This is a genomic window from Fusobacterium sp. (assembly GCF_032477075.1).
Taxonomy (GTDB): Bacteria; Fusobacteriota; Fusobacteriia; order Fusobacteriales; family Fusobacteriaceae; genus Fusobacterium_A.
In genome coordinates this window covers 52352-77310 of sequence record NZ_JAWDXO010000011.1, presented here as the reverse complement: position 1 = coordinate 77310, position 24959 = coordinate 52352, and the positions used below count along the sequence as shown (strand labels likewise).

The window sequence follows — 24959 nt, the reverse complement described above, 5'->3', positions numbered from 1 at the left end:
TTTTAACTAATTATTTTATCTATAAATTCTTTATATTCTTTCAAAATTTTATTTTTTTCAAAATCATTTATTCTATTATTAGCATTCAAAATATATTTTTCTTTCAATATAGGATTTAATGTATATATCTCTAATTTTTGTGCTAAAGACTTACTATCCCCTACTGGATAAAGTTCACCATTTTTCCCATTTTCTAATACTTCTTTAGGACCTGTAGGACATTCAGAAGATATAACCATTTTCCCACAAGCCATTGCCTCTAATAATACAGCTGCAAAACCTTCTCTTTTAGAACTATGCACAAATATATCTGCATTGTTCATCCATATATAAGGATTCTTTTTTTTACCTAAAAGAAGTACTTGTCCTTCTAATTTTAATTCTTTTATTTTTTTAGTAATATCTTTTCTTTGTTCTCCTTCTCCAATTATATATAATTTTTCTTTTAAATTTTTTTTCTTTAAAATATTGAAAGCTTCTATCAAAGTATCAAAATCTTTAGGAAAATCTAATCTTGCTACTTTTATACAATATTTTTCTTTTATTATTTTTTTATCTTCAATAGATAATTCTGTTTCATCTTCTTTCATTTTTTCTATTCTTTTTAAATCTAAAAAATTATAAAGCCTTTCAAATTTATCTTTTAGTTCAGGAAAAAATTCTACATACATATTTTTCATTTCATCACAAATTAATATGACCTTATCATATTTAGACAATCTTTTTTTTAGTCGTGATAAATTTTTTTCTTTACTTAATGCTGTATGTTGCCATACTATTTTTTTATTTATATTTATTTTTTCAGCATATTTCATTGCCATACCATCATAATCAATAAATAAATCAAATTTCCCATTTTTTAAAATATAGTCATTTATTGAATTTAAACATACTTTTTTTTCATTTTTTAGGTATAAATTATAAAGTATTTTATAAAAAAAATTTTCTTTTTTCTTTTTTATTTCATCTAATTTTCTTTCAAATTTTTCTGATTTCAAGTAAAAATATTTTATATTCTTTGGTATTTTTTCTACAAGACTACTATTTTTATGATTTTCTATTGCTAATACAATTTCATATTCCTCACTTAACCCAAGTACAATATCATAAGCCAATTGTTCTATAGCTCCTAATCCTAAATATCCTGTTCTAAACATTATTTTTTTCATTTTTACCTCTAATTTTATATAAATATTTTTGATATCTCCAACACAATTATAACATATTTTAATCACTTACATGATATATTTTTATCTAAAAACCAGAAAAATTTTCGATTTTTTTAATACATTTAACTTTGGTATAAAAAAATAACTATCCCTCAATTCTGAAGTATAGTTATTTAAGCAGTTTCTATTTATTTTTTAATTTTTATTATATCTTTTATATTTTTATGATGTAGAGGCTTTGGATTTTCAGGGGGTGTCATATAATCTCCATATAATAATGTAAGAAAATTATTATAATCTTTAGGAGCTTTATATTTTCTGTCTTCAAATTTAATTTCTGTCAAAGGAAAAAAGCTTTCTACAGGATTCAATTTAATCTTAAATCCAGTTTCTACACCTCTTCCTATATATGGTCCTTTTGTTTTTGAAATAAATCTTTTTTTAAAAAAACTACTTGATAATACTTTTAGATGTATTTCTCTTTTTAAGTGAGTTTTCCATTTTTTCCAGATGGAACTTCTATCCTTGCTCAATTCTAAATATCCATTAAGAAAATCTACTTTTTTTATATCATCATAATAATCTAAAGGAAAAATATCTATGTCAATTTCTGATTTGCTTTCATCTTTATTTAATATATAGTGACTATTATCTTTTATTTTATAGAAAGCTCCTCTTTTATATGTTTCCAAAGAAAATCTTCCATTACTTCTATATTTTTCAAATATTTTTAAAAATTTTTCATAATCTTCTCTGGGCATTCCTAAATCAACATCATCATCCCATGGGATAAATCCCCCATGCCTTACTGCTCCTAATAAGGTCCCAAAGTCTAATATATATTCAAGATTATTTTCTTCACATACTTTTACAAAAAAGTCTAAACAATCCTTTTCTACTAATTGTAATTTTCTCAATTTATTCATAATTTCTCCAATCTTATTATTAATATTAAAGAAATTATATCATATTTAAAATATATTTACTTATTTTTTTCTAATCCTATTTTCTATTTGGTGATATATTTTTTCACCATTAAAATATTCATTCATTTTTTCTAAAATTTCTTCTTTCTCTAAAAGTTGTCTTTTAAGCCTTTTCATTACAGATTTCTTTCTGAATTTAGTAAAAAAATCCTTTCTGTAATCTTCTAAATCTATTGCATACAACTCCCCATTGGAAACTATAAAATTACCAAAATTAAAATCCCCATAATATACTCCTAAGTCTATTATTTTGGCAACTATATCAACAAATTTTTCTATTAATATTTGACCTTTATCTTTATCTTCAGCTATCAATAGTTCATCCATCAAAATTCTACCTTCTATTTCACTTGTTACAACTGAATTTTTTGAGTATTCCAAAACATTGAAAGTTTTAATTCCATTTTTTTGAAATAAGTCAGCAATATATTTAATATTTTCTCCTGGATATTTCCTTAAACCTAAAATACATTTTATTTTCTTTTTCCATTTTAATTTTATTGTCTTAGTATATGTTTTGTTTTCAGTATCATATATAACTTTTCTCAACACTCCATCAACTATGATTTTTTTCATATTTTACCTCCATATACTATATTATTTAAAACTTATATCTCAAAATTTTATAACTAGAATTTTTTTTACATATCTGCTACACTGAAACTATATGACAAACACTAAAAGTTAAAAAGGAGCTCTACTATGAAAAAAGTTAAATTTATCTACAACCCCTTTTCAGGTGAAAACGAAATTTTAAAACACCTTGATACTATAATTCATCTTTATCAAAAACAATCTTTAGAGATAGTTCCTTTCAGAATAAGTCTGGAAACTCCATTAGAAAATGCTTTTCTTACTTTAGATAATGACTATGACCACATATTAGCTGCTGGTGGAGATGGTACTATCAATCAAATTGTAAATATTATAAAAAACAAAAATATTGATCTACCTCTTGCTATCCTTCCTGTTGGAACAGCTAATGATTTTGCTAAACACATTGGAATGTCTTCTGATATAGAAGAGTCTTGTAAAAAGATTTTGAAAGGCTCTCCAAAAAGTGTAGATTTAGGTCTTGCTAATGGTAAATACTTTATTAATGTTTTCAGTTATGGTCTTTTTACAGATATTTCTCAAAAAACTCCTACTCATCTTAAAAATACTATTGGAAAGCTAGCATACTATTTTAATGGTATTATGGAACTTCCTACATTCAAAAAGATGAATATTTCTGTAGAATCTTCTGAATTTAACTATGATGGAAGTGCTCTTATATTTTTTGCATTTAATGGAAGAACAGCTGGAAATATCAATATTGCATATAAAAGTGAAATAGATGATGGCCTTTTGGATATAATAATTGTAAAAGGTGAAACACTTACAAAAACTCTCACATCTCTATTTCAATTTCTTAAGAGTGAGCATCTTGAAATTCCTGGAAGTTTTATTCATTTCAGAACTTCTGAAGTTAAAGTATCTTGTAAAGATAGCTCTATTGTTACTGACATTGATGGTGAACCTGGACCAGATTTTCCACTAAATATTTCCTGTATAAAAAATGGTATAAAAATAATTTATTAAATTAAAAATATCTACAAATAAAGATTGTTTTAATATGTAAAAACTTTATAAAATGAAACATTATATTTTATATAACAATAAAACAAAAATATACAACTAAATAATTCTATATTTAAAGTGAAAAAAAGTCAATTATATTTTTGCTTCTTTTTATAGTTATTATTTTAAAAAAACATTTATTTTTATTAGAAATATACTATATTATCTAATTAAATAAAAATGTTTATTATTTAAAAAAACAGAAAATTTGAAAATTTTTTTCTGTTTTTTTTACTTTTGGTTTTTTTGTTTTTTTCTAAATATTTACTATATAATTTTTGAATTATAATTATTATTTTCATTTCCTTTTCTAATAAAATTATTTCTATTTTAGTATCACTGTTTTATTTTATAGCTATAACGTTCTATTAAAGAAAACTATATATTTAAAAATAACCATATTTTTTATTATTTACTCATAAAAAAAAATATAATTAATCTATACTTATTCTTTTTATATATTCTTCATATTATTTTAGTATATCTTTTTTAACTATTGACTATTTAAAAATATAGGGTACTATTATTAATATAGGGTATCATGACAAAAATATTTTCAGGAGGTTCAAAAATGTTTTTTGAGTACAAATTTAATATGGCCGAAACACTTGCCATAGCTGCAGTGTTACTTTGCTTGGGAAGATGGATAAAGAATAAAAGTGAATTCTTACAAAAATTCTTTATACCTGCACCTGTTGTTAGTGGATTAATTTTTTCTATTTTTGTTTTTATAGGACGTCAAACTAATGCATTTCAATTTGATTTTGATCTAACACTACAAAATTTCTTAATGATTGCATTCTTTACTACAGTTGGGTTTATGGCTAGCTTTAAGCTATTGGCTCAAGGGGGAGTTGGAGTTGCTATATTCTTAGTAGTTGCTACTGGATTGGTAATCTGCCAAGATGCAATTGGAGTTACATTATCTAAAGTTCTAGGAATGAATCCTTTATTTGGTCTTATAGTAGGATCTGTACCTCTTACAGGAGGACATGGTACTGCTGGAGCTTTCGGAACTACAATAGAAGAATTAGGGGTAGTCGGAGCAAGAACTGCTGGATTTGCAGCTGCTACTTATGGGCTTGTTATGGGATGTTTAATTGGTGGACCAGTTGCCAGAAGACTTATGATAAAACATAATTTAAAAGGTGAAGATAATAAAGCTCAAGATCCTGATTTAAAAGCTGAAAAAGTTGAAGTAACAGAAGAAAAAATATTGAATGCTGTTATTATCATAGCTGTTGCAATGGGAATTGGAGCTTCTATTCCACCATTTGTTAAAGCTCACACTGGATGGTTAATCAAGGGTGGTCTAGCTCTTCCAGCATATATTGGACCTATGCTTGTTGCTGCTGTACTAAGAAATATTGCTGATTCAATAAAAAAACCTCTTCCTATGAAAGAGATTGACATTGTTGGAAGCATATCTCTATCTGTATTCTTGTCAATGGCATTAATGACAATGAAACTATGGGAACTTGTAGAATTAGCTATCCCTATGATTATTATATTAGCTGTTCAAACAATATTTGTAATTCTTTACACTTACTTTATAACATACAATGTTATGAGACTTCCATTTATAGCAACTAAATATGATGCTGCTGTAATGGTTACAGGACATTGTGGATTTGGAATGGGAGCTACTCCAACAGCAATTGCTAATATGGAATCTTTTACATCTGTAAATGGTTTCTCTACAAAAGCTTTCTTTATTGTTCCTCTTGTAGGAGCACTATTTATAGACTTTACAAATGCTGCTGTAATAACTTTCTTTATAAACATGTTTCAATAAATATTAATATACGATTTTTATTTCAGGAGGATTTGAATCATGAAAAAAAACTATAACATTGGAGTCTTCGACTCAGGAGTTGGAGGAACAACTGTATTAAAAAGAATTATTGAATTGTTACCTAATGAAAATATCATATATTATGGTGATAATGGCAATGCACCTTATGGAGAAAAAACAACTAAAGAGATTCAAGGATTTTGTTTAGATATTATGGATTTTTTCATGATGAATAATTGTAAAGCTGTTGTTATTGCTTGTAATACTGCAACAGCTGCTTCATTGGAATTGATAAAAGAAAAATATACAGTTCCTGTCATTGGTGTAATATCACCTGGAGCCAAATCAGCTGTAGAAACAAGTACAAATAAATGTATTGGAGTTTTATCTACTCCATTTACAGCTGCCTCAAATGCCTATGCTGATGAAATAGCTAAATATTCAAAGACAGCTAAAGTATATCAGGAAGGATGTCCAGAATTATGTCCTATGATAGAAGCAGGCTGGGAAACTTTTGCAGATAGAGAAACTATTATTAAAAATCATCTTTCTAAATTTCCTAGAAATGTTGATACAGTTGTTTTAGGATGTACACATTATCCTATAGCGAGAGAAGATATTGCCAGAAATTTCTGTGGAAGTATAGTTGATCCTGCAAAAGAAACTTCTGTTGCTCTTTACAATATCTTAAAAAATTCTGATCTTCTAACAGATTCTGATACTAAAGGAAAAATTGATTTCTTTGTTAGTGGAGATAAAGAAAAATTTAAAAAAGTGGCAGAACAATTTTTAGGATTCGAAATAAAAGCTCTTTACAAAATTGAAAAATAAAACTAAATAAAGAATTAACTAGAGTGGTCTATAGCCACTCTTTTTATTTATTCTAAAATACTTTTAAAAAGATTAAAGTATATTTATCTGATAATAATATTGAAGATTTTCTAAAATTATCTTATTTCAAAATATTTATCAACTTTTAATTTTAGCTAATTATTATTATAGTAACTCATATTTTTTAATTTTTTGAAATGTTATTATAAAAATACTAGTAATAAGATTCAGCCAAATATGAGATAAATAACTCTATAATAACTTTATAAAAAAGCCTAAGTAGAAATTTCTACTTAGGCTTTTATTTATTATTTATTTTCTTTTTTTATTTTTTCAATTGTAAATCCTGTAAATCCATATATTATTGATAAAACAGGAGAAATAAGATTAAAAAAGCAGTATGGAACATATACCCATGGACCTACTCCCAATGCCCCCATCATAAAAGCCCCACACGTATTCCAAGGGACAAGAGGTGATGTCATCGTTCCAGAGTCCTCTAAAGCTCTGGAAAGGTTTTTTGCAGCCAATCCTCTTTCCTCATAGCTTTCTTTAAACATTCTTCCAGGTATAACTATTGAAAGATATTGATCCCCAGCTACTAAATTAACAAATATAGGAGTAAGTATAGTTGAAAGAATTAATTTTCCATCTGTATTAGCAAATTTTAATATTTCTTGTGCAATTCTTCCAAGCATTCCAGATTTTTCCATTATTCCACCAAATGTCATAGCACAAAGTATAAGAGAAACTGTCCACATCATTGAATCCAGCCCTCCTCTTGTAAGAAGTTCATCTACCATTGGCATTCCAGTATGACCTACATATCCATAATGAAGTGAATAAAGTGCTTCTTTCAAACCAGAATCTTGTACAATCATTGCTGTAGCTGCCCCTATCAACGATCCTATAAATAGTCCTGGAATAGCAGGAACTTTCATTATAACCATTCCAATAACAAATACAGGTATCAATAAAAGCAATGGATTTATTTTAAATGCTCCTGTAAGAGCATTTAAGATTTCGTTTATTTGAGCTGTATCTACTTCTCCTCCAGCTGTTTTTTTAAGTCCAATTATTACAAAACCAATCAAAGTTAAAATATATGATGGTATTGTTGTATAAAGCATATGTTTTATATGATCAAATAAATTAGCCCCTGCCATTGCTGGTGCTAAAGTTGTGGTATCAGACATAGGTGAAAGCTTATCTCCAAAATACGCTCCTGAGATAATAGCTCCTGCTATTATAGGTCTGGGAAGACCTAACCCTTCTCCTATACCTACCAGTGCTATTCCCACTGTAGAAGCAGTACTCCATGAGCTTCCAGTAGATAAAGATACTATAGAACATATTATTACTGTTACTGGCAAGAATACAGAAGGTTCTATTATTTTCAATCCATAATATATCATCGTTGGAACTACTCCTGATAGTATCCAGCTTCCTATTACCATTCCTATTATTATTAAAATCAGTATAGCTCTCATAGACATTTTTATAGTGTCTACTACACCATCTTCCAATTCATTCCAAGTTGCACATCCAGATATTTTTGCCACTAATGCTGCAAAGATTGCTGAGATAAAAATTGGAATATGCACATCAAGTTTAGCAACTTGAACAGCGTAAAAAAGTGTTACTACCAGAAATATAACTGGCAGCAGTGCATAATAAAGTGATACCTGTTTCTTTTTCATTTCTCTCCTATCATCTCCCTCTTAATATTAATATATTTGCAAATTCAATATACTTTATGTTGGGTTAAAAGTCAATATAATTATCAAATTATTCCTTCTGCTTCTTCTTTTGTTTCCTCTGTATTTTTTTTGATTTTTTCAATTGCTTTTCCATCATGATTATCTTCTATGTAAGTATCCTTTAGATTTTCCATCAATTCATCATACTTTTCATCAGTCAATTTTAAATCTTTAATAATACGTTCTAAAAAATATTTTTTAGAATAATTAAATTCTGTTGCATAAAAATTTGCCCTTATATCAGTTTCAGTATTAGTTATTATAATTTGAAAATCTGATTCTTCTTTATTTTTACAACTAAAAAGATATTTTAATGAACCAAATCTATATCTCTCTATTTCATATCTAATCCATTCTATGTCTCCAGCATACCTATAATATATCCTTATTTCATCTTTATTTTCTTCTTTTTCTTTTTTTCCAGAAAATTTAAAAACTGTCAGCAGCCCTATGACAATAACAGCCCCTATCACTCCAAATGTTAAGTTATCCATACCAATTCTCCTTTAGTGTTATTTATATAATGAGTTAATTATAGCATTCTCACATGATTTTTCAAGTAAAAATATTCTTTTCCTTTTATTAATTATCTTTATTTCATCTTAAAAAAATAAAAAACAGGCCTGAATAAAAATTCCTATTCAAACCTGCTTATATTTTATACTTTCTTTAATTTTTATTTATGTTCATGACCACTACATTTTCCATCAGTTCCACAACCTTTTCCCTTACATCCTGAACTGCCGCAACCACATCCACTTTCTCCTTTTAGCATTTTATAAACGCTTTTAAGAGAATAAAAAATTATAATTGCTACTATTATTATCAATATGATAGTTTTCATTTATCTTCATCTCCTTCTTTTTGAAAATAAACCTTTCCCAAAAGAATTAATTAAAAAAACAATCTTCCTACTTGGAACATCAATATTGAAACAACATATGGTACTATAAGCATTATTGATACTACAAATCCTAAATATCTCCATCCAAATTCCTGTTTTATTGCTGCTAGAGTTGCTACACATGGTACTACAAGAAGAATGAATGCCATGAATGAATATGCTCTTAATGGAGCTAAGTTATCATTTGGCCATAAATTTGCTGTAGCCTGTACAATTCCTCTTCCTTCTTCTTCTATTTCTTCTTCATCAGGAGTTACAAAAAGGCCTTCTAGATCAAAGCTGAGCATTCCAACTACTGAATCCTTTATTGCCCCGCCTAAACCTTTTATTTGCTCAATTGTGTCTTCTGCAAATGTTGTTGCTTCTTCTTCCTCTTCAGCTTCAGCATCCTCTAATGGAAGTACCTGTGCCATAAATCCTACTACTATCTCTTTAGCTGCAATACTTGGTGGAATAGCTGCTACAGTTTCCCATCTATCTCCAAAACCAGTAGGTCTCATTATTGGAGCAAATGCATGTCCAAATTTAGCTATATACGATACACTGGCATCTCCTTTTCCAGGAAAATATGTAAGTGTCCATAAAATTATCAAAATTCCCATAATTATAGTTGTTGCTCTTTTTAAATATTCAGATACTCTCATCCAAGTTGAATTCAAAATGACTTTTAAACTTGGAACTCTATATGGTGGAAGCTCTATTAATAAAGCTTTATTATCAGTTTTAAATCCTTTTACATTCTTAAGAGCAAGTCCAACAAGAATAGCTACAACTATTCCTAAAACATACAAAGACATAACTATTATTCCTGCTTTAGCTCCAAAGAAAGCTGCTGTAAAAAGTCCATATACAGGAAGTCTTGCTCCACATGACATAAATGGAGCCATTGCTGCTGTCATCTTTCTTGAACTTTCATCTTCTAACGTTCTTGTTGCATAGATAGCTGGAACAGAACATCCAAACCCTACTACCATAGGAACAAATGCTTTCCCATTTAATCCTAATTTTCTCATTATTTTATCCATTAAAAATGCTACTCTTGACATATATCCACTTTCTTCTAATATTGCAAGGAAGAAATAAAGAAATACCATAACAGGAACAAATACTAGAACTCCTCCTACTCCTCCTATTATTCCATCTACTATAAGTGAATTTAACCAATCTGGAGTTCCTTCTACAAGAACTCTTACATATTTTCCTATATATCCATTTATGAATCCATCTACCCAATCTATAAATGGAGCACTACCATTAAATACAAATCCCATCACTCCTGCCATTATCAATAAAAATAGAGGAAGTCCAAAAACTTTATTTAATAATATTTTATCCACTTTATCTGTAAAATCAAGTCTTGATTTTATAGAGGTAGTAAAAGTACGAGCAAGTATACCATTAACTGCTCCATATCTTCCTTCTGCTAAAATAGTTTCACTATCATTATCATATTTTTCTTCCATTTTAACTATTTCTTCTTCAAAGACACCACTTAAATTAATATCATATCTATTTTTAAGTTTTTCTATTAAATGACTATCCCTTTCTATTAATTTTATAGCAAGGTATTCAGCTGGAAATTCCTTTAGTATATTTTTAAATTTTTCATCTAAAGTTATCTTTTTCTCTATATCTCTTACTGCATTCATTATTCCATCATCAAAAGGAAGTGAATATTTTTTTATTTTTCCTTTTTCAGCAGCTAGTTCTATTATTGAATCTAGTAAATCTTCAATTCCTGTACCTTTTAAAGCAGATACTGGAACAGCTTTTAACTCTATTAATTCTTGAAATTCTTCTAAATTTAATTTATAATTTAATTTAGTAAATTCATCATAAAAATTTAGAGCTATAATTGTTGGTTTTTCTAATTCTTTTATAAGATAAGTTAAATAAAGATTTCTTTCTAAATTAGTAGAATCAATTACATTAATAACTACATCTGGATCTTCATCAAGAATAAAATCTCTTGTTATTTTTTCTTCCAAAGTATATGGACTTAAACTATAAACTCCTGGAAGGTCAACAAGTCTTATTTCCTCTCCTTTATAGTTAAATATTGCTTCTTTCTTTTCTACTGTTACTCCAGGCCAGTTTCCTACTTTAAGCTTTGAACCTGCTATTGCATTGATAAGTGCCGATTTCCCTACATTTGGATTTCCTGTAAAAGCTAATTTTATCATCTTCTATCTACCCCTCTATCTTTTCAACTTCAATATTTTTAGCATCTTCTTTTCTTATTGCTATACCTGTAGATTTTATTATATATTCCTGTGGATCCCCCAATGGAGCATTTCTTTCCAGTTTTATTACTTCTCCAGCAGTTATTCCCATGTCTACCAATCTTTTTTTCAATTCTCCAATTTTTCCAATCTTCACAATCTTTGCTTTCTCTCCATTTTTTAAATCACACAATTTCATAATCTGCCTCCATATATAATAATTAAAAATAAAAATCTTTTGTAAATCAAAGTATTTTTTCTAAAGAATAGCAGCCTATATAGGCTGCATGCTTATATTTTATTTATTTTCTACAAATATTTTATTTGCTAATCCAAAATTAAGGGCATATTTACTGCTATTTATTTTTACAACTATAGAATCTGTTCCATCTCTTAAAACACAGACTTTATTTCCTACACAAAACCCTTTTTCAAGAAGTTTTCCTTTGCAACATCCTGTTCCTTTTATATCTTTTATAATTAATTCTTTATTAGGTTCAGCAAAAGCTAATGATAACATAACTATCCCTCCCAATGAAACAAAATCTTTCTTCCCTCATTTTATATAATACATTATATCAAAAAAGAAAAATTTGTCAATAGAAAAGGTTTGACTGTTAAAATATGTATTTTTTAAACTATTTTAATTAAAAAAGATCAAATTGAGAACAAACCTTATAATTCTCAAGCTGATCTATGTTTCTAAAGCTATATTTTCCTTTTCAAAATATAGCTTTGATATATTTTTTATTTGTATAATTCTAAAACTTCCAAATATTCATTTTTTATTTCTTCTCTCAAACTTTTAGGTTCCAATATTTCTGCTTCTTTTGAGAATTGTCTGAAATATAGTTTAGCATTCTCATTAGCTGCTTCAAAAAAATATATATCTCCCTCTTTTTTTATAAGTTTTGGACGGTAATTGGTAAAACTCTTTAAAAGACTGTCTCCTTCTTCTGTCAATCTCACTTTTACAATATTCCCATTTCCTAAAAATGGATCAAAATTTTTACGAATATTTTCTATATATTTTTTATCCTTACCTTTTATTTTTTCATCTAATATAGAAATTATTTCTAATTCTTTCAATTTAAAGTTAGCATAATTCTTTTTTTCTTCATCATAGCAAAAAAGAAAATTTTCATCTCCTCTTTCTTCTCTTTTTATAAAATAAGGCTCTACATTAAATACTCTCTTCAAGTATTTTATCTTTATTTTCTTTTTATCTTTTATTCCCTCTAATATCATTTTTACCCTGTCTTCAAATATAAAAATTTCTCTTTGATATTTAAATTTAGAAGTATACAGCTCAAATAAATCTCTAAAATATTCAGCTTCTATATCTACTTCATTAGCTTTTAATACATCATAATATATTTCTCTATTGGAAACATTCAAATCAAATTGAATTATTTTTTTTAATGGTCTTCCTTGGGTTTCTAAAAGTTTTTCCACATCCATTTTTCTATTATATTTAAATCTTTCAAGGATATAATTGCAAAGTTTATTATTATTTATTCCAAATTCTTCGATATCATTTTTCATAAGACGCCAGATATCTTCTGGTACTGTAACCCTGATTTTCTTCATCTTCCTTTGCTCTCCTTTTTAGAATATCTTTAAATATTATACCACAAAGGCAGAAATATGAAAACCAGATATAATTAATTTTCTGAAATTAAAAATGGAAACTAACTTTAGTTTTAAGTTAGCTTCTGATTATTTAATATTTAATTTTGTTATGCAGAAAAAAGTTCGCTATCTTTTAAACCAGCCTCTTTTTTATTGAATATTCTTAATAATTTTTCAGGTGTAAGGTTTTTCTTTTCATTTCCTCTTACATCTATCAATATCTCTCCTTCATGAAGCATAATGAGTCTATTTCCATAATTTATTGCATCTTGAAGATTATGAGTTATCATGAGAGTAGATATATTATTTTTTTCTACTATTTCTCTTGTCTTATCCATTATTATCTTAGAAGTTTTTGGATCAAGAGCTGCTGTATGCTCATCTAATAAAAGAACCTGAGGTTTATTTAAAGTAGCCATTATCAAGGCAAGACACTGTCTTTGTCCTCCAGATAATGAGCCAACCTCTGTATCCATTTGATCTTCTATACCTAAATCAAGTTCTTTTAAAAGTGATCTGTAATACTCCTTTCTCTTTTTATTTAATCCCAATGTAAATCCAAATCTTTTTCCTTTGTTATCTGCCATTGAGAGATTTTCAAATACTGTCATAGAAGGAGCTGTTCCCATTGCTGGATTTTGATACACTTTAGATATAAAACTTCCTCTTTTATATCTTGGAAGATTTGTAATATCTCTTCCATCTATATCTATAGTTCCACTATCAGGCACAATATTTCCAGTTATAGTATCTAAAAGAGTGGATTTCCCTGCTCCATTGCTTCCTATTATAGAGATAAAATCTCCTTTTTCAACATGAAGATCTAGTCCTTTAAATACTCTTTTTATACTTCCTAATTCACTCTGAAAACTTTTCTCCACATTATTTATGTTAAGCATTCACAATCCCTCCTTTTAACAGATGTTTTTTTTCTTTCAAGAAAATTATTATTACTACAAGTGCTGAAGTTATAAGTTTTAAATCACTTGCATTCATTCCAATTTTCAAGGATAAAGCAATTATTGTTCTATATATTATTGTTCCTAATATTACCATCATTGATATTTTTATTACTTTCTTCTTTCCAAAGAGTGCATCTCCAATTATTATAGAAGCCAGACCTGTAATGATAGTTCCAGTTCCCATTCCTACATCAGCAAACCCTTGGTATTGTGCAAGTATGGCTCCTGACAGAGCCACAAGACTGTTTGCAAGCATAAGTCCATATATTTTTAATGTTTTTTCATTCAATCCCAATGAAATTATCAAACTTTCATTATCTCCAAGTGCTTTAAGTGCAAACCCAAATTTTGTTTTCAAAAGAAAATCTATTACTAATTTCACTATAAGAAGAATAACAGCCACTACAATAATAGCTGAAGTATTTCCATTAAAAAGATGTTTCACTGAAAATAGAGGTATATTTGATTTTCCCATTATTCTTAAATTTATGCTGTAAAGTCCTGTCATGACGATTATACCAGCCAGAAGATTTGTAACTCTCAGCTTTACATGGATCATTCCTGTAATAAAACCTGCTGCTGCTCCTGCTGCCATAGCCAAAATAAGTGCCAGTACAGGATTTAATCCTTTCATTATAGAAGCTGCTGCTACTGCTGCTCCTAAAGGAAAACTTCCATCTACTGTCATATCTGGAAAATCCAGTATTTTATATGATATATAAACTCCCAGTACCATTACTGCAAAAATAAAACTTTGTTCTAATGTTCCTAATAACATCTCTATCTCCTTTTCTCCTCTTTCATCATTAAATCATTAATATTGCTTAGCTCCTTCTAAAGTTTTTGATGAAAGATCTACCTTATATTTTTCTGCTGCTTTTTTATTTATTATTAACTGAGTATCTTTTAAAGTTTCTATTGGAATAGTATTTGGTGCAGTTCCATTTAAAACTTGTACAGCAGCTTCTCCAGTTTGATACCCTAATCTTTCATAATCTATTGCTTCAGTAACTAATGCTCCCTGTATTACTTGATCTTCAACACTTCCTATAACTGGTTTTCCTGCTTTATTAGCTTTTTCTAACAAAAGTGGAGTTGAAGCAACTACTAAGTTATCTGTAGGTGTATAAAGTACATCTACTTTTGGAAGAAGAGAATCTAAACCAATGGCCATATCATTTATTGTTGTAATTCCTGTTTCCACTATTTCTAATCCTAATTTTGCCGCCTCTGTTTTTGCTTGTGCTACTTGAACTTGTGAATTTTGTTCACTTGTATTATAAATAATTCCCACTTTCTTAGCCTCTGGTAAAAGTTTTGTTATTATTTCAAGCTGTTTATATATTGGAGCAGCATCACTTGTTCCTGTTATATTTTCTCCAACTAATCCTGCACTTTCAGTATCTGTCACTGCTGTTATAAGAATGGGAATTTTTTTAGTTGCATTATAAGCTGCTTGTGCACTTGGTGTTGAAATTGCTAATATGATATCTTTTTCATCTTGAACAAATGAATTAGCTATCATTTGTGCAGTTCCAAAATCTCCCTGTGCATTTTGATAGTCTATCTTCGCTTCTCCATAACCTCCATCTTTAAGTGCTTTTATAAAACCTTCTCTGGCAGAATCCAAAGACTGATGTTCCATTATTTGAGTGATTCCTATTTTTATTTTTGCTGGTTCCTTTCCAAAAGCCACTATTGAAAGTCCCATTAACAGCATAAGTATTTTTTTCATTTTATATTCCCCCTATGAACTAATTTTTATTTCATAGGGTTATAATACCATTAAAACCATTATTCTTATAGATAACAATTAAAATACTTATTTGTTCCACTTTGTATTTCCTAAACCTTTATTTTACAAGGATTCACAAATATTATTTTTCAAAATCTGTTCGTACTATTCTCCTTTTATGCCAAATTTTTTCGCAACATCTTTATTTATATGTATTTCTGACTTTTCTACAACCTCATATGGAATGTTTTCTATCTTCTCTCCATTTAGATATTTAGCCACCATTTCCCCTGTTTGATATCCTACCTGATAATCAGATATCCCATCTATTGCAAGTGCTCCTTGATCTGCAAAACTTTTTGTTGCTCCTATTATTGGCTTATTTGCTTTATTGCTCTTCTCAACAATAAGAGGATAAGTAGAAGCAACTGTATTATCTATTGAAGTATAAAGAACATCTATTGTGGGAAGAAGTGTATCTAAGGCAGAAGCCATTTCACTGATATTACTTATTCCTTTTATCTTTACTATATAACCTTTTTCTTCTGCAACTTTAGTGAATTCCTCTGTCAGATAAAAAGAGTTCTGTTCACTTGTATTATAAACAATTCCTATATTTTTTGCTTCTGGTAAAAGTTTTTCTATAAGCTGTACCTGCTTTTGTACTGGTGATTTATCACTTACTCCTGTTACATTTTTTCTAAGTATCCCAGCATTTTCTGGATTAACTACAGCAGAAAAAAATATAGGTTTATTTTTTATATTATTCACAGCTGCTTGTGCACTTGGTGTAGATATAGCAATTATCACATCACTGGTATTATTAAATTCCTGAGCTATTACCTGTGCAGTTCCAAAATCTCCCTGTGCATTTTTATAATTAATATTTATTTTATTCTCTCCATATCCTTTTTCTTTAAGAGCTTCTATTACTCCTTTTCTGACATCATCTAATGAAGGATGCTCAACTATCTGTGTAATTCCTATGTCTACCTTTTTTTGTTTTTCTGTTCCACATGCTGCACATAAAATAACTAAAAGCAAAATAAATATTTTTTTCATTTTTCCCTCCTTGAAATATTAAAAAATAAAAAGCCCTGTCAGATTCAGACAAGGCTTAACAAACAATTATTTTCATATAAAATAAAAAAACCTGTTCATTTGGAACAGGCCTTAAATACACACTAAAATTAAAAGTATATATTTTTTTGAAATGAACATCTATGACAAAACCTGATCCACCTGTCTAATATTAAATTTGTGAAGTCTATTTTGCCACCACCAAGTAAATCTATTTATCATTTTTGTTCACCTCCATTTTTTATTTTTTCTTATAAAGAAGAATACACTATTTTTTTTAGAATGTCAAATTTATTTTTATTGATTAATAGTTATTCTTGTTCCATCAGATAATTCTATTATTTGAGTTCTTCCATCTGAGTAAACTACTCTCCCACTTCTCTGAGTAGCTTGCTGATTAACATATCCATTATTATAATTTCCATTATAATTATTATTGTATCCTCCACTATAATTATTAGCTGTTACAGTATTTAATCTTGCAGGAACTCCTGAATTTCCATATTTATAACGAGCATTTTGAGCTACTGCCTGTCTTTCATAATCTCTTCTTATATTTGTATCCAATTGATCTAAATCTCTCTGGTGCTTTATTTCACTATTTTGATAACTATTATTTAATATAAGTGCTGAACCTCCTATAATAGCTGCTCTTGTTCCACCACTCATACTTCCCCACCAGCTTGCATTAGCTATAGCTGACATTGTCAATATCCCTACTATTATTAATTTTTTCATATATATCCCTCCAGTATTTCCAACTATGTATAAAATAAAAAATAATATACAAACACACAAGTGACCTATCGGTCAACTTATTCTATCATATTTTTTTAAGAATGAAAAGATATTATTTTAGAGCAATAAAAATTTCTACTTTTCCATCTGGATAATATTTCTCATAATCCACTGTGTATGCTCTATTTAAAAGTCCTTTTTCTTCCATTTCCCATATCTTCTCCCATGCCATTATAATTCCATATGGAGAAGAAGTATCTACAGAAAAAACTTGATAGTTTTCTTCCTCAATAATTATTTCTTTATAGGACGCTGCTCCATCAACACCTATAAAAAGAGTATAATCCCCTTTATAATTACTTTCATATTCAGAATATATCCCATACTTACTTATTTCTTTTTCCTGAGGTATTTTAAGATTTGTCTCATACCATAATTTTTGTATTTTTTCTGCAATATCTGAATCTTTAAAATTATTTAATCTTTTTTCAGATAAAACATACACTTTTTCCATAAAGCAGCTCTCCTTTATAATATAATTTCAGTAGATGAATATTTTCGTTTATTATATTTTAATATATTTTTTCAAAAAAGGCAAAAAAGAAGATGATTTTAAAAATCATCTTCTTTATTTCTTTAATTTGCTCATATTTTAGTTATTATAATTTCCTTCTAATTCAGCACTTCCAAGAATATGTCCCTTCATTGCTTTATATACTTCATTTAAATAAAATGTTCCATCAATTTTTATTTCTTTATCTAAAGCACATAATTTAAAAATATAAGTATGTTCTCTGTCAGGTGGTGCAGGTCCACCATAAAATGAAGCTTTCTCTCTATCCAGTCCTCCCATTGATGATACCCAGCTGTTTATTCCTTGTAAAATCTTCTTGTCATCTCTACTGGCATTTTCTTTTAATTCTGTATAATCTCCTGGAATCAGAGCTATCCAATGTATCCATGAAAATCCTGAAACAGGTACAGCATCATAATCTTCCATTACAAGTACAAAAGATTTCGTCCCTTTCGGCACATCTCTCCATTTTAAAGGAATAGAAAGAGTTGGCATTCCATCTATGATATTATCTCCATATTTTCCATACTCAATAGAAATATTACCATCTTTTATTCCCTTGCTTTCCAATGTCATTCCCATAGAATTCACCCCCAATAAAATCATTAAAATAAATATAAATTTTTTCATTTACAACCTCCTCTTGCTGCTTCTTGATTAGATTATAAATGTATATTAAATTAATGTAAATAACTCACTTTTTTGTAAGTTATATTTTTTCTTCAGTTAAATTTTTATCCAAAAGATACTTTATTCCAAAGTTCTGCATTTTTTCAAGTATGGGAAGAAGCTCCCAGCCCATAACTGTCAGAAGATATTCACTATGCTTTGGATAAATATCTTCATGTTCAATTTTTATTACTAATCCTGTCTTTAAAAGTTCATTAAGATGTTCTATGAGCATTTTTTCATTACATCCCTTTATATCTTTTTTAAAATCCCTTATCCTCATTGAACCTAGTCTCAATCTCCAAAGTATTATTGAAGTCCATTTTTTCTTCAAGATCTCTTGGGTAAGTTCAAGAGGACATGTTATCATTTTTTTAGTCACTTTTTACCTCTTTAAGTCAAAAATATCTACAACTCTATCTAATATCCCATTTAGTTCAGCTATTATAAGTCCAAAATTTGTTATATCCAAACATTTTTCTATTCTACTCATAGTTTCTGCTCTGTTAAGCATACAAGAACCACAATGTATAACTAAAGAATAATTTGTTAAATCTTTTGGAAAATCTTTTCCTGAAGAGTTCTCTATTATAATTCCTGGAACTTTTTTCTTAAGAAGCATTGGAATTTTCTCTCTTGCTATATCTCCTTTTAATTGATGATGTGTACAGGCTTCAGCTATCAGCACTTTATCACCAGACTTTAATTCATTTATCTTTTTCGCCCCTGCATAAAGAGTTTTTAAATCTCCTTTCGCCCTTGCCATTATTATAGAAAAAGATGTCAATGGAATATTTTTGTTCAATTTTTCATCAACTATTTTAAATACTTGTGAATCTGTTATCACAAGATCTGGTTTTCCATCAAATATTTTTAAAGCTTCATCCAATTGATGTAATGTAGTCATCACAGGAATGCCGCCAAAATCCAATATATCTCTTAATACTTGTACCTGTGGGAGTATTAATCTCCCTTTAGGAGCTTGGATATCCTGTGGAACCACAAGAAGAATTTTATCTCCTCTTTTTATTTTATCTCCAATCAGTATTTCTCCTTCAATAAACTTAGGAGATTTTTCTATTATCTCATTTCTTAGTACATCTATATTCAAACCATTTTCACTGCTGATTTGAATAAATTTCAGCCCTAATTTTTTTTCTGCTTCTATTATTTCATTTTCAAACTTTTCTTTCTCGTTAACTATATCTATTTTATTTAAAACAGTTATAAAGGGTTTTCTTTTATTTTTTATTTTTTTTATCCACCCCTGCTCATAAGAAAGAGCTTTATCTTCTAAAATAGTTTCTGCAGATATTACAAAAATAGCCATATCCATCTTATTTAAAATTTCTATGGTTTTTTCAATTCTAAGTGCCCCAATGACACTTGTATCATCTATTCCAGCTGTATCTATAAATACTACTGGTCCTATTGGTAAAAGCTCCATAGCCTTATATACAGGGTCTGTAGTAGTTCCTTTTACTTCAGACACAAGGGAAATTTTTTGATTAGTCAAACAATTTATCAGATTTGATTTTCCTGCATTAGTCCTTCCAAATATAGCTATATGAACTCTGTTTCCTCTGGGTGTTTCTATCATTTTTCCTCCTTTAAACTTCATGCCTTCCATCTAAAGCTTTGGAAATGGTTGCAGTATCTGCAAACTCAATATTTCCACCTATCGGAATTCCACTTGCTATTTTAGTTATTTTGACTCCAAAAGGTTTTAACAATTTTGTCAAATAAAGAGAAGTAGTTTCTCCTTCTAAATCAGGATTAAGTGCAAGTATAACTTCAGTTATATCTGTTACTGCCACTCTTTCCAAAAGAGACTTTATATTGAGCTTATCTGGTGTCATTCCATTTAATGGAGCTATTTTTCCATTCAACACATGGTAAGTTCCATTATATTTTCCTGTTTTCTCAAAAGATATTATATCTCTGCTATCTTCCACAACACAAACTATATCTTTATCTCTTGTTTCATCTGCACATATGTTACATAAGTCATTTTCACAAAAATCTCCACACACAGGACATTTTTTTATAGTTTTTTTAACCTCTTTCATAGCTTCTGAAAATTTTTCTACTTGTTCTTCACTCATTTCAAGAATATGGAATGCTAATCTTGTTGCACTTTTTCTCCCTATTCCAGGGAGTTTATTAAATTCATCAATCAGTCTTTCCAAACTTTTAGTTGCCATAAATCCCTCTCCTTACAAAAAAAGCTGGAGTTATCCAGCTTTCCCTCAAATTAATTATTTGTTGCAGTTTCTTTAAAAGATTTTTTCAAATCTTTTATAGTTTTATTAATATCTCTTCTTTCTTTTCCTAGTTCTGCATTTTTTATGATATAGTCATCTACTCTATCTTCATAATCAGACTGCATATTTTCCACAATGTCCATTATCTCTTCATAACTCATCTCAGGTTTGAGATACTCTTTAAGATTTAAAAGAAGTTCTACTCTTTTTCTGTTATCTCTTATCTTTCTGTCATTATCTTCAATTTCTCTCTTTATTTTATTTTTTCTTCTAGTTTTTCTCACAAGTTCTAATACACTATCCATAATTTCCTCCCTAAAGATTGGAATTTTATCCTACCTTATATATTTTATAATAATATTAAAAAATTTTCAATACTATTAAATTATTTTGCTAAAGTTAGAGCTAATTCATAGTCATCATTTATAGAATAATTTCTTTCTCCATCCCACGCATAAGATATTGGGTGAGTGACAAGTCTATTATTTTCAAGTCCTACCATTACTCCACCTTCATTATTTTCAAGAATTTCAATAGCTTTTGCTCCCATTCTTGTAGCCAGCATTCTATCAAATCCAGATGGTGTTCCACCTCTTTGGACATGTCCAAGTACTACACTTCTTACTTCTGTAGTTATTCTCTCTTTTAAAGCTGCCTCTATATCTTGTACTTTTCCAACACCTTCAGCAACCAAAACTATATCATGAAGCTTTCCATGCTTTCTTCTTTCTTTTATTTGCAGAGCAAGAAGCTCAATAGGATTATCCATTTCAGGAATAAGAACTCCATCTCCTCCACCAGCAATACACGCTTGAAGAGCCAAGTCCCCAGCATGTCTTCCCATTACTTCTACAAGAATAGTTCTTTCATGAGAAGTAGCTGTATCTCTAATTTTTGATATAGCATCAAGAATAGTATTAAGACAAGTATCAAATCCAAGAGTAAAATCAGTTCCTTTGATGTCATTATCTATTGTACCAGGTATCCCTACTACCTTTATTGCATGCTCTTTTGAAAGTGCATCAGCTCCACGATAAGATCCATCTCCTCCAATTACCACTATTCCTTCTATCTCTCTTTTTTTAAGATTATGTGCTGCAATAGCTCTGAATTTAGGATCCTTGAATTCAAGACATCTTGCTGTTAATAAACGAGTTCCTCCTCTGTCTATTATTCCAGATACAAAACGGTCATCCATTGGAAAAATTTCATCATTAAGCATTCCTAGATATCCTCTTTGAATCCCATATACTTTTATTCCTTTACTCATTGCTATTTTAGCTGCAGATCTGATAGCAGCATTCATTCCAGGAGAATCTCCACCACTTGTCAATATTGCTATTTTTTTCATTATATACCAATCTCCTTTAAATCTCAGTCCCAATAAAAGAACCCATCTTTCTAAACTTATTATATCTATTTTCTACTAGTTCTTCCACTGATATTTTTTCTAATTCAGAAAATGATGATAAAATGATATTTTTTAGGTTAAGAGCTATACATTTATGATCTCTGTGAGCTCCTCCTAAAGGTTCTTCTATAATACCATCAATAACTCCAAGTCTGAATAAACTTTGAGCAGATATTTTTAAACTTTCTGCTGCTTCTTCGGCCCTTGAAGCGTCTTTATATAATATTGCTGCACATCCTTCTGGTGAAATAACTGAATATATTGAATTTTCCAACATAAATATTCTATCAGAAACTCCCAGTCCAAGTGCTCCTCCACTTCCACCTTCTCCAATGACTACAGAGATAACTGGAACTTTAAGTCCACTCATTTCCATAAGATTTCTGGCAATAGCTTCTCCTTGCCCATGTTCTTCAGCTTCCAATCCTGGATATGCTCCTGGAGTATCTATAAAAGTTAAAATAGGAATTGAAAATCTTTCAGCCATTTTAAAAAGTCTTAACGCTTTTCTATAACCTTCAGGATTAGCCATTCCAAAATTTCTATATATCTTCTCATCAGTAGTTCTTCCCTTTTGATGTCCAACAACTAATACTTTTTTACCATCAATTTTACAAAAACCTCCAACTATTGCATGATCATCTTTGAATAATCTATCTCCATGAAGTTCTAGAAAATCAGTAGTAATATTTTCTATATAATCCAGTGTATATGGTCTTTCTGGATGTCTTGCAACAAAGACTTTATCCCATGAACTTAGGTTCTTATATATTGTTCTTAGTTTTTCATCTCTTGCTTTCTTGAATTTCTCTATTTCATCAGATAAATCTATACCTTTTTCTTCGGAAAACTTTTGTAATTCCTCTATTTTTTTCTCAATTTCCATTATTTCTTTTTCAAATTCCATTTTTTCCTCCTACCTAAGTTTATATTAAATTACTTAGAATAGTATGTAATGTATTTTTCATGTCTTCCCTTTTAGTTATTACATCAACCATTCCGCTTTCTTGTAAAAATTCACTTGTCTGGAATTCATCAGGAAGTTTTTGTTTAATAGTTTGCTCTATAACTCTTTTTCCTGCAAATCCAATCGTAGCCTTAGGTTCACTTACTATTATATCTCCAAGCATAGCAAAAGAAGCTGTTACTCCTCCAGTAGTAGGGTTTACAGGAACAGCTATAAAAGGTATTCCCTCCATTCTTAACTTTTCTGCTGCTGCTGAAGTTTTTGCCATCTGCATCAAAGACAATATACCCTCATGCATTCTTGCCCCACCAGAAGTAGCAACAACAATGACTGGAACTCTTTCCTGAAGTCCTCTTTCCATAGCTCTTGTAATTTTTTCTCCAACTACAGAACCCATACTTCCACCCATGAATTTAAAATCCATAGCTGCAATGCTCACTTTTATTCCATTGATATCTCCTATTCCTGAAATAACCCCTTCTCTCATATCACATTCATTTCTAGCTTTTCTATTTTTTTCTTCATAACCTGGAAAATTAAGTGGATTTACAGATTCAAGTCCTGAATCTTCCTCTTTAAAAGTTCCTTCATCTATTAATAAAGCTATTCTTTCTCTGGCTGTCATCTCAAAGTAATAATCACAATGACTGCATTTTTTTAAGTTTCCTTCTATGTCAACTTTATATAATATTTCTTGGCATTGAGGGCATTTTACCCACAGTCCTGTTGACTTATTATCTATATGTTTTATATCCTTTTGATCTTCTGTGCTTTCAACTGTTAAAGTCACATATTTCTTCCTGCTTTTATTTAATGAAAAATTCTTTTTATTCAAAGAAAAAAAACCCATTTCTTCCTCCTCGTTTACTTTTCTCTAATAATTAATTTTATAAAATTTTTTGAATTATTTCAATAAATATTTGATTTTACTTTCTTTATATTATAAAATATATAGTAATATATAATCTTCTAACGACTTAAAAATGAATGATAGAGGGAAATTTTCGAATTAAAAATTACAAAAATAATTTTTTTAAAAATTAAAAATTATTTTTTCTCTAGGAGGTTTTTTATGAAAAAAATAAATTTTATGCTACTTTTGTTTCTTATTATTTTAACAACTGGGTGCAGCAGCTTAGATAGTGCATTATCCAATGTCATTCCTAATAAATCTAATGCAGTTCCTTTAGAATTACAGGAACAAATGGCTAATAGAGTAAATCCTGAACAGGAATTATTTGCTCTTGGATCAGCAGAAATAGAAACAAGTGGTGCTATTATTGCTCAATCAAAAGCTAACAAAAATGCTAAAGATCTGCTGAAAGGAAAAATAAAAAAAGAAGTGGCTATTAATTTTAACTCTTTTATGCTCAATATGGATTCATATTCAAAAGGGTTAGCTGCTCCAGTTTTACCTGATCTTACTGAATATGCTTCTGAACTTATTCTTAAAAATGCTTCTCAAAAGGGAGCTTGGGAAAACAACAAAAAAGTTTATTCTCTTTTTGTTATAGAAAGAGATGATGTAACTACTCAATCAAAAAATGTATTCTCAACATTCTTAGAAGATATCTCAGGAAGACTTCTGAATACAAAAGAGAAATTATCTGATGAAGAATAATTTTAAAATTATATCAGGA

28 protein-coding genes are annotated in these 24959 nt (G+C 28.9%); 4 read left to right on the top strand and 24 right to left on the bottom strand.

The genetic code is table 11. The annotated features are described in order from the left end of the window. Nucleotides 1–2: 2 nt before the first annotated feature. The 3 genes from E6771_RS06575 to E6771_RS06565 all read right to left on the bottom strand — a co-directional run bounded on the left by E6771_RS06575 (nt 3) and on the right by E6771_RS06565 (nt 2731). Nucleotides 3–1169 (bottom strand): glycosyltransferase, encoded by a 1167-nt coding sequence (locus E6771_RS06575; RefSeq protein WP_316090419.1) that lies wholly within the window; start codon nt 1167–1169, stop codon nt 3–5. A 188-nt stretch (nt 1170–1357) separates the two neighbouring features. Beyond that, nucleotides 1358–2095: a phosphorylcholine transferase LicD gene (locus tag E6771_RS06570; protein ID WP_316090418.1), complete on the bottom strand. Its 738-nt coding sequence runs from the start codon at nt 2093–2095 to the stop codon at nt 1358–1360. A gap of 60 nt (nt 2096–2155) precedes the next feature. Further along, the gene (locus E6771_RS06565) at nt 2156–2731 is read right to left on the bottom strand and encodes a hypothetical protein (protein ID WP_316090416.1); all 576 of its coding nucleotides are present in this window, start codon (nt 2729–2731) and stop codon (nt 2156–2158) included. A 126-nt stretch (nt 2732–2857) separates the two neighbouring features. On the opposite strand from E6771_RS06565, the gene E6771_RS06560 reads away from it, so the two are divergent. The 3 genes from E6771_RS06560 to murI all read left to right on the top strand — a co-directional run bounded on the left by E6771_RS06560 (nt 2858) and on the right by murI (nt 6401). Continuing rightward, nucleotides 2858–3736, top strand: coding sequence for a YegS/Rv2252/BmrU family lipid kinase (locus E6771_RS06560; RefSeq protein ID WP_316090415.1), 879 nt, complete (start codon nt 2858–2860; stop codon nt 3734–3736). A 610-nt stretch (nt 3737–4346) separates the two neighbouring features. After that, a complete protein-coding gene (gltS, locus tag E6771_RS06555) occupies nt 4347–5570 on the top strand; it encodes a sodium/glutamate symporter (protein WP_316090414.1) in 1224 nt (407 codons plus the stop codon). A gap of 39 nt (nt 5571–5609) precedes the next feature. Continuing rightward, nucleotides 5610–6401 carry a glutamate racemase gene (murI, locus tag E6771_RS06550; protein ID WP_316090413.1) on the top strand — a complete coding sequence of 264 codons (792 nt, stop codon included), beginning with the start codon at nt 5610–5612 and terminating at the stop codon, nt 6399–6401. 308 nt (nt 6402–6709) lie between these two features. Here murI and nhaC read toward each other — a convergent pair whose 3' ends face one another. The 21 genes from nhaC to accD form a co-directional block, all read right to left on the bottom strand. Beyond that, the gene (gene nhaC / locus E6771_RS06545) at nt 6710–8101 is read right to left on the bottom strand and encodes a Na+/H+ antiporter NhaC (protein ID WP_316090412.1); all 1392 of its coding nucleotides are present in this window, start codon (nt 8099–8101) and stop codon (nt 6710–6712) included. 83 nt (nt 8102–8184) lie between these two features. Continuing rightward, the gene (locus E6771_RS06540) at nt 8185–8655 is read right to left on the bottom strand and encodes a hypothetical protein (RefSeq protein ID WP_316090411.1); all 471 of its coding nucleotides are present in this window, start codon (nt 8653–8655) and stop codon (nt 8185–8187) included. Nucleotides 8656–8837: 182 nt separating this feature from the next. Continuing rightward, nucleotides 8838–9005 carry a FeoB-associated Cys-rich membrane protein gene (locus E6771_RS06535; RefSeq protein ID WP_316090410.1) on the bottom strand — a complete coding sequence of 56 codons (168 nt, stop codon included), beginning with the start codon at nt 9003–9005 and terminating at the stop codon, nt 8838–8840. Between the two features lie 50 nt (nt 9006–9055). Beyond that, the gene (gene feoB, locus E6771_RS06530) at nt 9056–11248 is read right to left on the bottom strand and encodes a ferrous iron transport protein B (protein ID WP_316090409.1); all 2193 of its coding nucleotides are present in this window, start codon (nt 11246–11248) and stop codon (nt 9056–9058) included. 7 nt (nt 11249–11255) lie between these two features. Further along, entirely contained in the window at nt 11256–11486 is a 231-nt protein-coding gene (locus E6771_RS06525) for a FeoA family protein (RefSeq protein WP_316090408.1), read from the bottom strand. Nucleotides 11487–11585: 99 nt separating this feature from the next. Next, the gene (locus tag E6771_RS06520; RefSeq protein ID WP_316090407.1) at nt 11586–11807 is read right to left on the bottom strand and encodes a FeoA family protein; all 222 of its coding nucleotides are present in this window, start codon (nt 11805–11807) and stop codon (nt 11586–11588) included. A gap of 227 nt (nt 11808–12034) precedes the next feature. Then, entirely contained in the window at nt 12035–12877 is an 843-nt protein-coding gene (locus tag E6771_RS06515; protein ID WP_316090406.1) for a WYL domain-containing protein, read from the bottom strand. 149 nt (nt 12878–13026) lie between these two features. Then, nucleotides 13027–13818: an ABC transporter ATP-binding protein gene (locus E6771_RS06510; RefSeq protein WP_316090405.1), complete on the bottom strand. Its 792-nt coding sequence runs from the start codon at nt 13816–13818 to the stop codon at nt 13027–13029. Beyond that, nucleotides 13811–14659, bottom strand: coding sequence for an ABC transporter permease subunit (locus tag E6771_RS06505; RefSeq protein WP_316090404.1), 849 nt, complete (start codon nt 14657–14659; stop codon nt 13811–13813). The genes E6771_RS06510 and E6771_RS06505 overlap by 8 nt, the downstream gene beginning before the upstream one ends. Nucleotides 14660–14695: 36 nt before the next feature. Next, the gene (locus E6771_RS06500; RefSeq protein WP_316090403.1) at nt 14696–15616 is read right to left on the bottom strand and encodes an ABC transporter substrate-binding protein; all 921 of its coding nucleotides are present in this window, start codon (nt 15614–15616) and stop codon (nt 14696–14698) included. A 165-nt stretch (nt 15617–15781) separates the two neighbouring features. Further along, entirely contained in the window at nt 15782–16678 is an 897-nt protein-coding gene (locus E6771_RS06495) for an ABC transporter substrate-binding protein (protein WP_316090402.1), read from the bottom strand. Between the two features lie 315 nt (nt 16679–16993). Further along, nucleotides 16994–17434: a hypothetical protein gene (locus tag E6771_RS06490; protein ID WP_316090401.1), complete on the bottom strand. Its 441-nt coding sequence runs from the start codon at nt 17432–17434 to the stop codon at nt 16994–16996. Between the two features lie 112 nt (nt 17435–17546). Further along, the gene (locus tag E6771_RS06485) at nt 17547–17948 is read right to left on the bottom strand and encodes a GyrI-like domain-containing protein (protein WP_316090400.1); all 402 of its coding nucleotides are present in this window, start codon (nt 17946–17948) and stop codon (nt 17547–17549) included. A 138-nt stretch (nt 17949–18086) separates the two neighbouring features. Next, nucleotides 18087–18638, bottom strand: a complete 552-nt coding sequence (locus E6771_RS06480; protein ID WP_316090399.1) for a YbhB/YbcL family Raf kinase inhibitor-like protein — start codon at nt 18636–18638, stop codon at nt 18087–18089. 79 nt (nt 18639–18717) lie between these two features. Then, nucleotides 18718–19059, bottom strand: a complete 342-nt coding sequence (locus E6771_RS06475; RefSeq protein WP_316090398.1) for a helix-turn-helix domain-containing protein — start codon at nt 19057–19059, stop codon at nt 18718–18720. Between the two features lie 3 nt (nt 19060–19062). Further along, a complete protein-coding gene (gene hydF, locus E6771_RS06470) occupies nt 19063–20277 on the bottom strand; it encodes a [FeFe] hydrogenase H-cluster maturation GTPase HydF (protein WP_316090397.1) in 1215 nt (404 codons plus the stop codon). A 10-nt stretch (nt 20278–20287) separates the two neighbouring features. Next, complete coding sequence (gene recR / locus E6771_RS06465; protein ID WP_316090396.1) at nt 20288–20881, bottom strand: recombination mediator RecR; 594 nt, start codon at nt 20879–20881, stop codon at nt 20288–20290. Nucleotides 20882–20931: 50 nt separating this feature from the next. Continuing rightward, nucleotides 20932–21246 carry a DUF496 family protein gene (locus E6771_RS06460; RefSeq protein WP_096401919.1) on the bottom strand — a complete coding sequence of 105 codons (315 nt, stop codon included), beginning with the start codon at nt 21244–21246 and terminating at the stop codon, nt 20932–20934. Nucleotides 21247–21326: 80 nt separating this feature from the next. Beyond that, nucleotides 21327–22295 (bottom strand): 6-phosphofructokinase, encoded by a 969-nt coding sequence (pfkA, locus tag E6771_RS06455; protein ID WP_316090427.1) that lies wholly within the window; start codon nt 22293–22295, stop codon nt 21327–21329. A gap of 13 nt (nt 22296–22308) precedes the next feature. Continuing rightward, the gene (locus tag E6771_RS06450) at nt 22309–23259 is read right to left on the bottom strand and encodes an acetyl-CoA carboxylase carboxyltransferase subunit alpha (protein ID WP_316090395.1); all 951 of its coding nucleotides are present in this window, start codon (nt 23257–23259) and stop codon (nt 22309–22311) included. Between the two features lie 19 nt (nt 23260–23278). Next, nucleotides 23279–24169 carry an acetyl-CoA carboxylase, carboxyltransferase subunit beta gene (accD, locus tag E6771_RS06445; RefSeq protein ID WP_316090393.1) on the bottom strand — a complete coding sequence of 297 codons (891 nt, stop codon included), beginning with the start codon at nt 24167–24169 and terminating at the stop codon, nt 23279–23281. Between the two features lie 222 nt (nt 24170–24391). On the opposite strand from accD, the gene E6771_RS06440 reads away from it, so the two are divergent. Further along, complete coding sequence (locus E6771_RS06440; RefSeq protein ID WP_316090392.1) at nt 24392–24940, top strand: hypothetical protein; 549 nt, start codon at nt 24392–24394, stop codon at nt 24938–24940. Nucleotides 24941–24959: the final 19 nt, after the last annotated feature.

What these genes read in the sequence shown, in the direction of transcription:
- E6771_RS06575 (WP_316090419.1), bottom strand. Translation starts at nt 1,169, where the DNA reads ATGAAAAAAATAATGTTTAGAACAGGATATTTAGGATTAGGAGCTATA.
- E6771_RS06570 (WP_316090418.1), bottom strand. Translation starts at nt 2,095, where the DNA reads ATGAATAAATTGAGAAAATTACAATTAGTAGAAAAGGATTGTTTAGAC.
- E6771_RS06565 (WP_316090416.1), bottom strand. Translation starts at nt 2,731, where the DNA reads ATGAAAAAAATCATAGTTGATGGAGTGTTGAGAAAAGTTATATATGAT.
- E6771_RS06560 (WP_316090415.1), top strand. Translation starts at nt 2,858, where the DNA reads ATGAAAAAAGTTAAATTTATCTACAACCCCTTTTCAGGTGAAAACGAA.
- gltS (WP_316090414.1), top strand. Translation starts at nt 4,347, where the DNA reads ATGTTTTTTGAGTACAAATTTAATATGGCCGAAACACTTGCCATAGCT.
- murI (WP_316090413.1), top strand. Translation starts at nt 5,610, where the DNA reads ATGAAAAAAAACTATAACATTGGAGTCTTCGACTCAGGAGTTGGAGGA.
- nhaC (WP_316090412.1), bottom strand. Translation starts at nt 8,101, where the DNA reads ATGAAAAAGAAACAGGTATCACTTTATTATGCACTGCTGCCAGTTATA.
- E6771_RS06540 (WP_316090411.1), bottom strand. Translation starts at nt 8,655, where the DNA reads ATGGATAACTTAACATTTGGAGTGATAGGGGCTGTTATTGTCATAGGG.
- E6771_RS06535 (WP_316090410.1), bottom strand. Translation starts at nt 9,005, where the DNA reads ATGAAAACTATCATATTGATAATAATAGTAGCAATTATAATTTTTTAT.
- feoB (WP_316090409.1), bottom strand. Translation starts at nt 11,248, where the DNA reads ATGATAAAATTAGCTTTTACAGGAAATCCAAATGTAGGGAAATCGGCA.
- E6771_RS06525 (WP_316090408.1), bottom strand. Translation starts at nt 11,486, where the DNA reads ATGAAATTGTGTGATTTAAAAAATGGAGAGAAAGCAAAGATTGTGAAG.
- E6771_RS06520 (WP_316090407.1), bottom strand. Translation starts at nt 11,807, where the DNA reads ATGTTATCATTAGCTTTTGCTGAACCTAATAAAGAATTAATTATAAAA.
- E6771_RS06515 (WP_316090406.1), bottom strand. Translation starts at nt 12,877, where the DNA reads ATGAAGAAAATCAGGGTTACAGTACCAGAAGATATCTGGCGTCTTATG.
- E6771_RS06510 (WP_316090405.1), bottom strand. Translation starts at nt 13,818, where the DNA reads ATGCTTAACATAAATAATGTGGAGAAAAGTTTTCAGAGTGAATTAGGA.
- E6771_RS06505 (WP_316090404.1), bottom strand. Translation starts at nt 14,659, where the DNA reads ATGTTATTAGGAACATTAGAACAAAGTTTTATTTTTGCAGTAATGGTA.
- E6771_RS06500 (WP_316090403.1), bottom strand. Translation starts at nt 15,616, where the DNA reads ATGAAAAAAATACTTATGCTGTTAATGGGACTTTCAATAGTGGCTTTT.
- E6771_RS06495 (WP_316090402.1), bottom strand. Translation starts at nt 16,678, where the DNA reads ATGAAAAAAATATTTATTTTGCTTTTAGTTATTTTATGTGCAGCATGT.
- E6771_RS06490 (WP_316090401.1), bottom strand. Translation starts at nt 17,434, where the DNA reads ATGAAAAAATTAATAATAGTAGGGATATTGACAATGTCAGCTATAGCT.
- E6771_RS06485 (WP_316090400.1), bottom strand. Translation starts at nt 17,948, where the DNA reads ATGGAAAAAGTGTATGTTTTATCTGAAAAAAGATTAAATAATTTTAAA.
- E6771_RS06480 (WP_316090399.1), bottom strand. Translation starts at nt 18,638, where the DNA reads ATGAAAAAATTTATATTTATTTTAATGATTTTATTGGGGGTGAATTCT.
- hydF (WP_316090397.1), bottom strand. Translation starts at nt 20,277, where the DNA reads ATGATAGAAACACCCAGAGGAAACAGAGTTCATATAGCTATATTTGGA.
- recR (WP_316090396.1), bottom strand. Translation starts at nt 20,881, where the DNA reads ATGGCAACTAAAAGTTTGGAAAGACTGATTGATGAATTTAATAAACTC.
- E6771_RS06460 (WP_096401919.1), bottom strand. Translation starts at nt 21,246, where the DNA reads ATGGATAGTGTATTAGAACTTGTGAGAAAAACTAGAAGAAAAAATAAA.
- E6771_RS06450 (WP_316090395.1), bottom strand. Translation starts at nt 23,259, where the DNA reads ATGGAATTTGAAAAAGAAATAATGGAAATTGAGAAAAAAATAGAGGAA.
- accD (WP_316090393.1), bottom strand. Translation starts at nt 24,169, where the DNA reads ATGGGTTTTTTTTCTTTGAATAAAAAGAATTTTTCATTAAATAAAAGC.
- E6771_RS06440 (WP_316090392.1), top strand. Translation starts at nt 24,392, where the DNA reads ATGAAAAAAATAAATTTTATGCTACTTTTGTTTCTTATTATTTTAACA.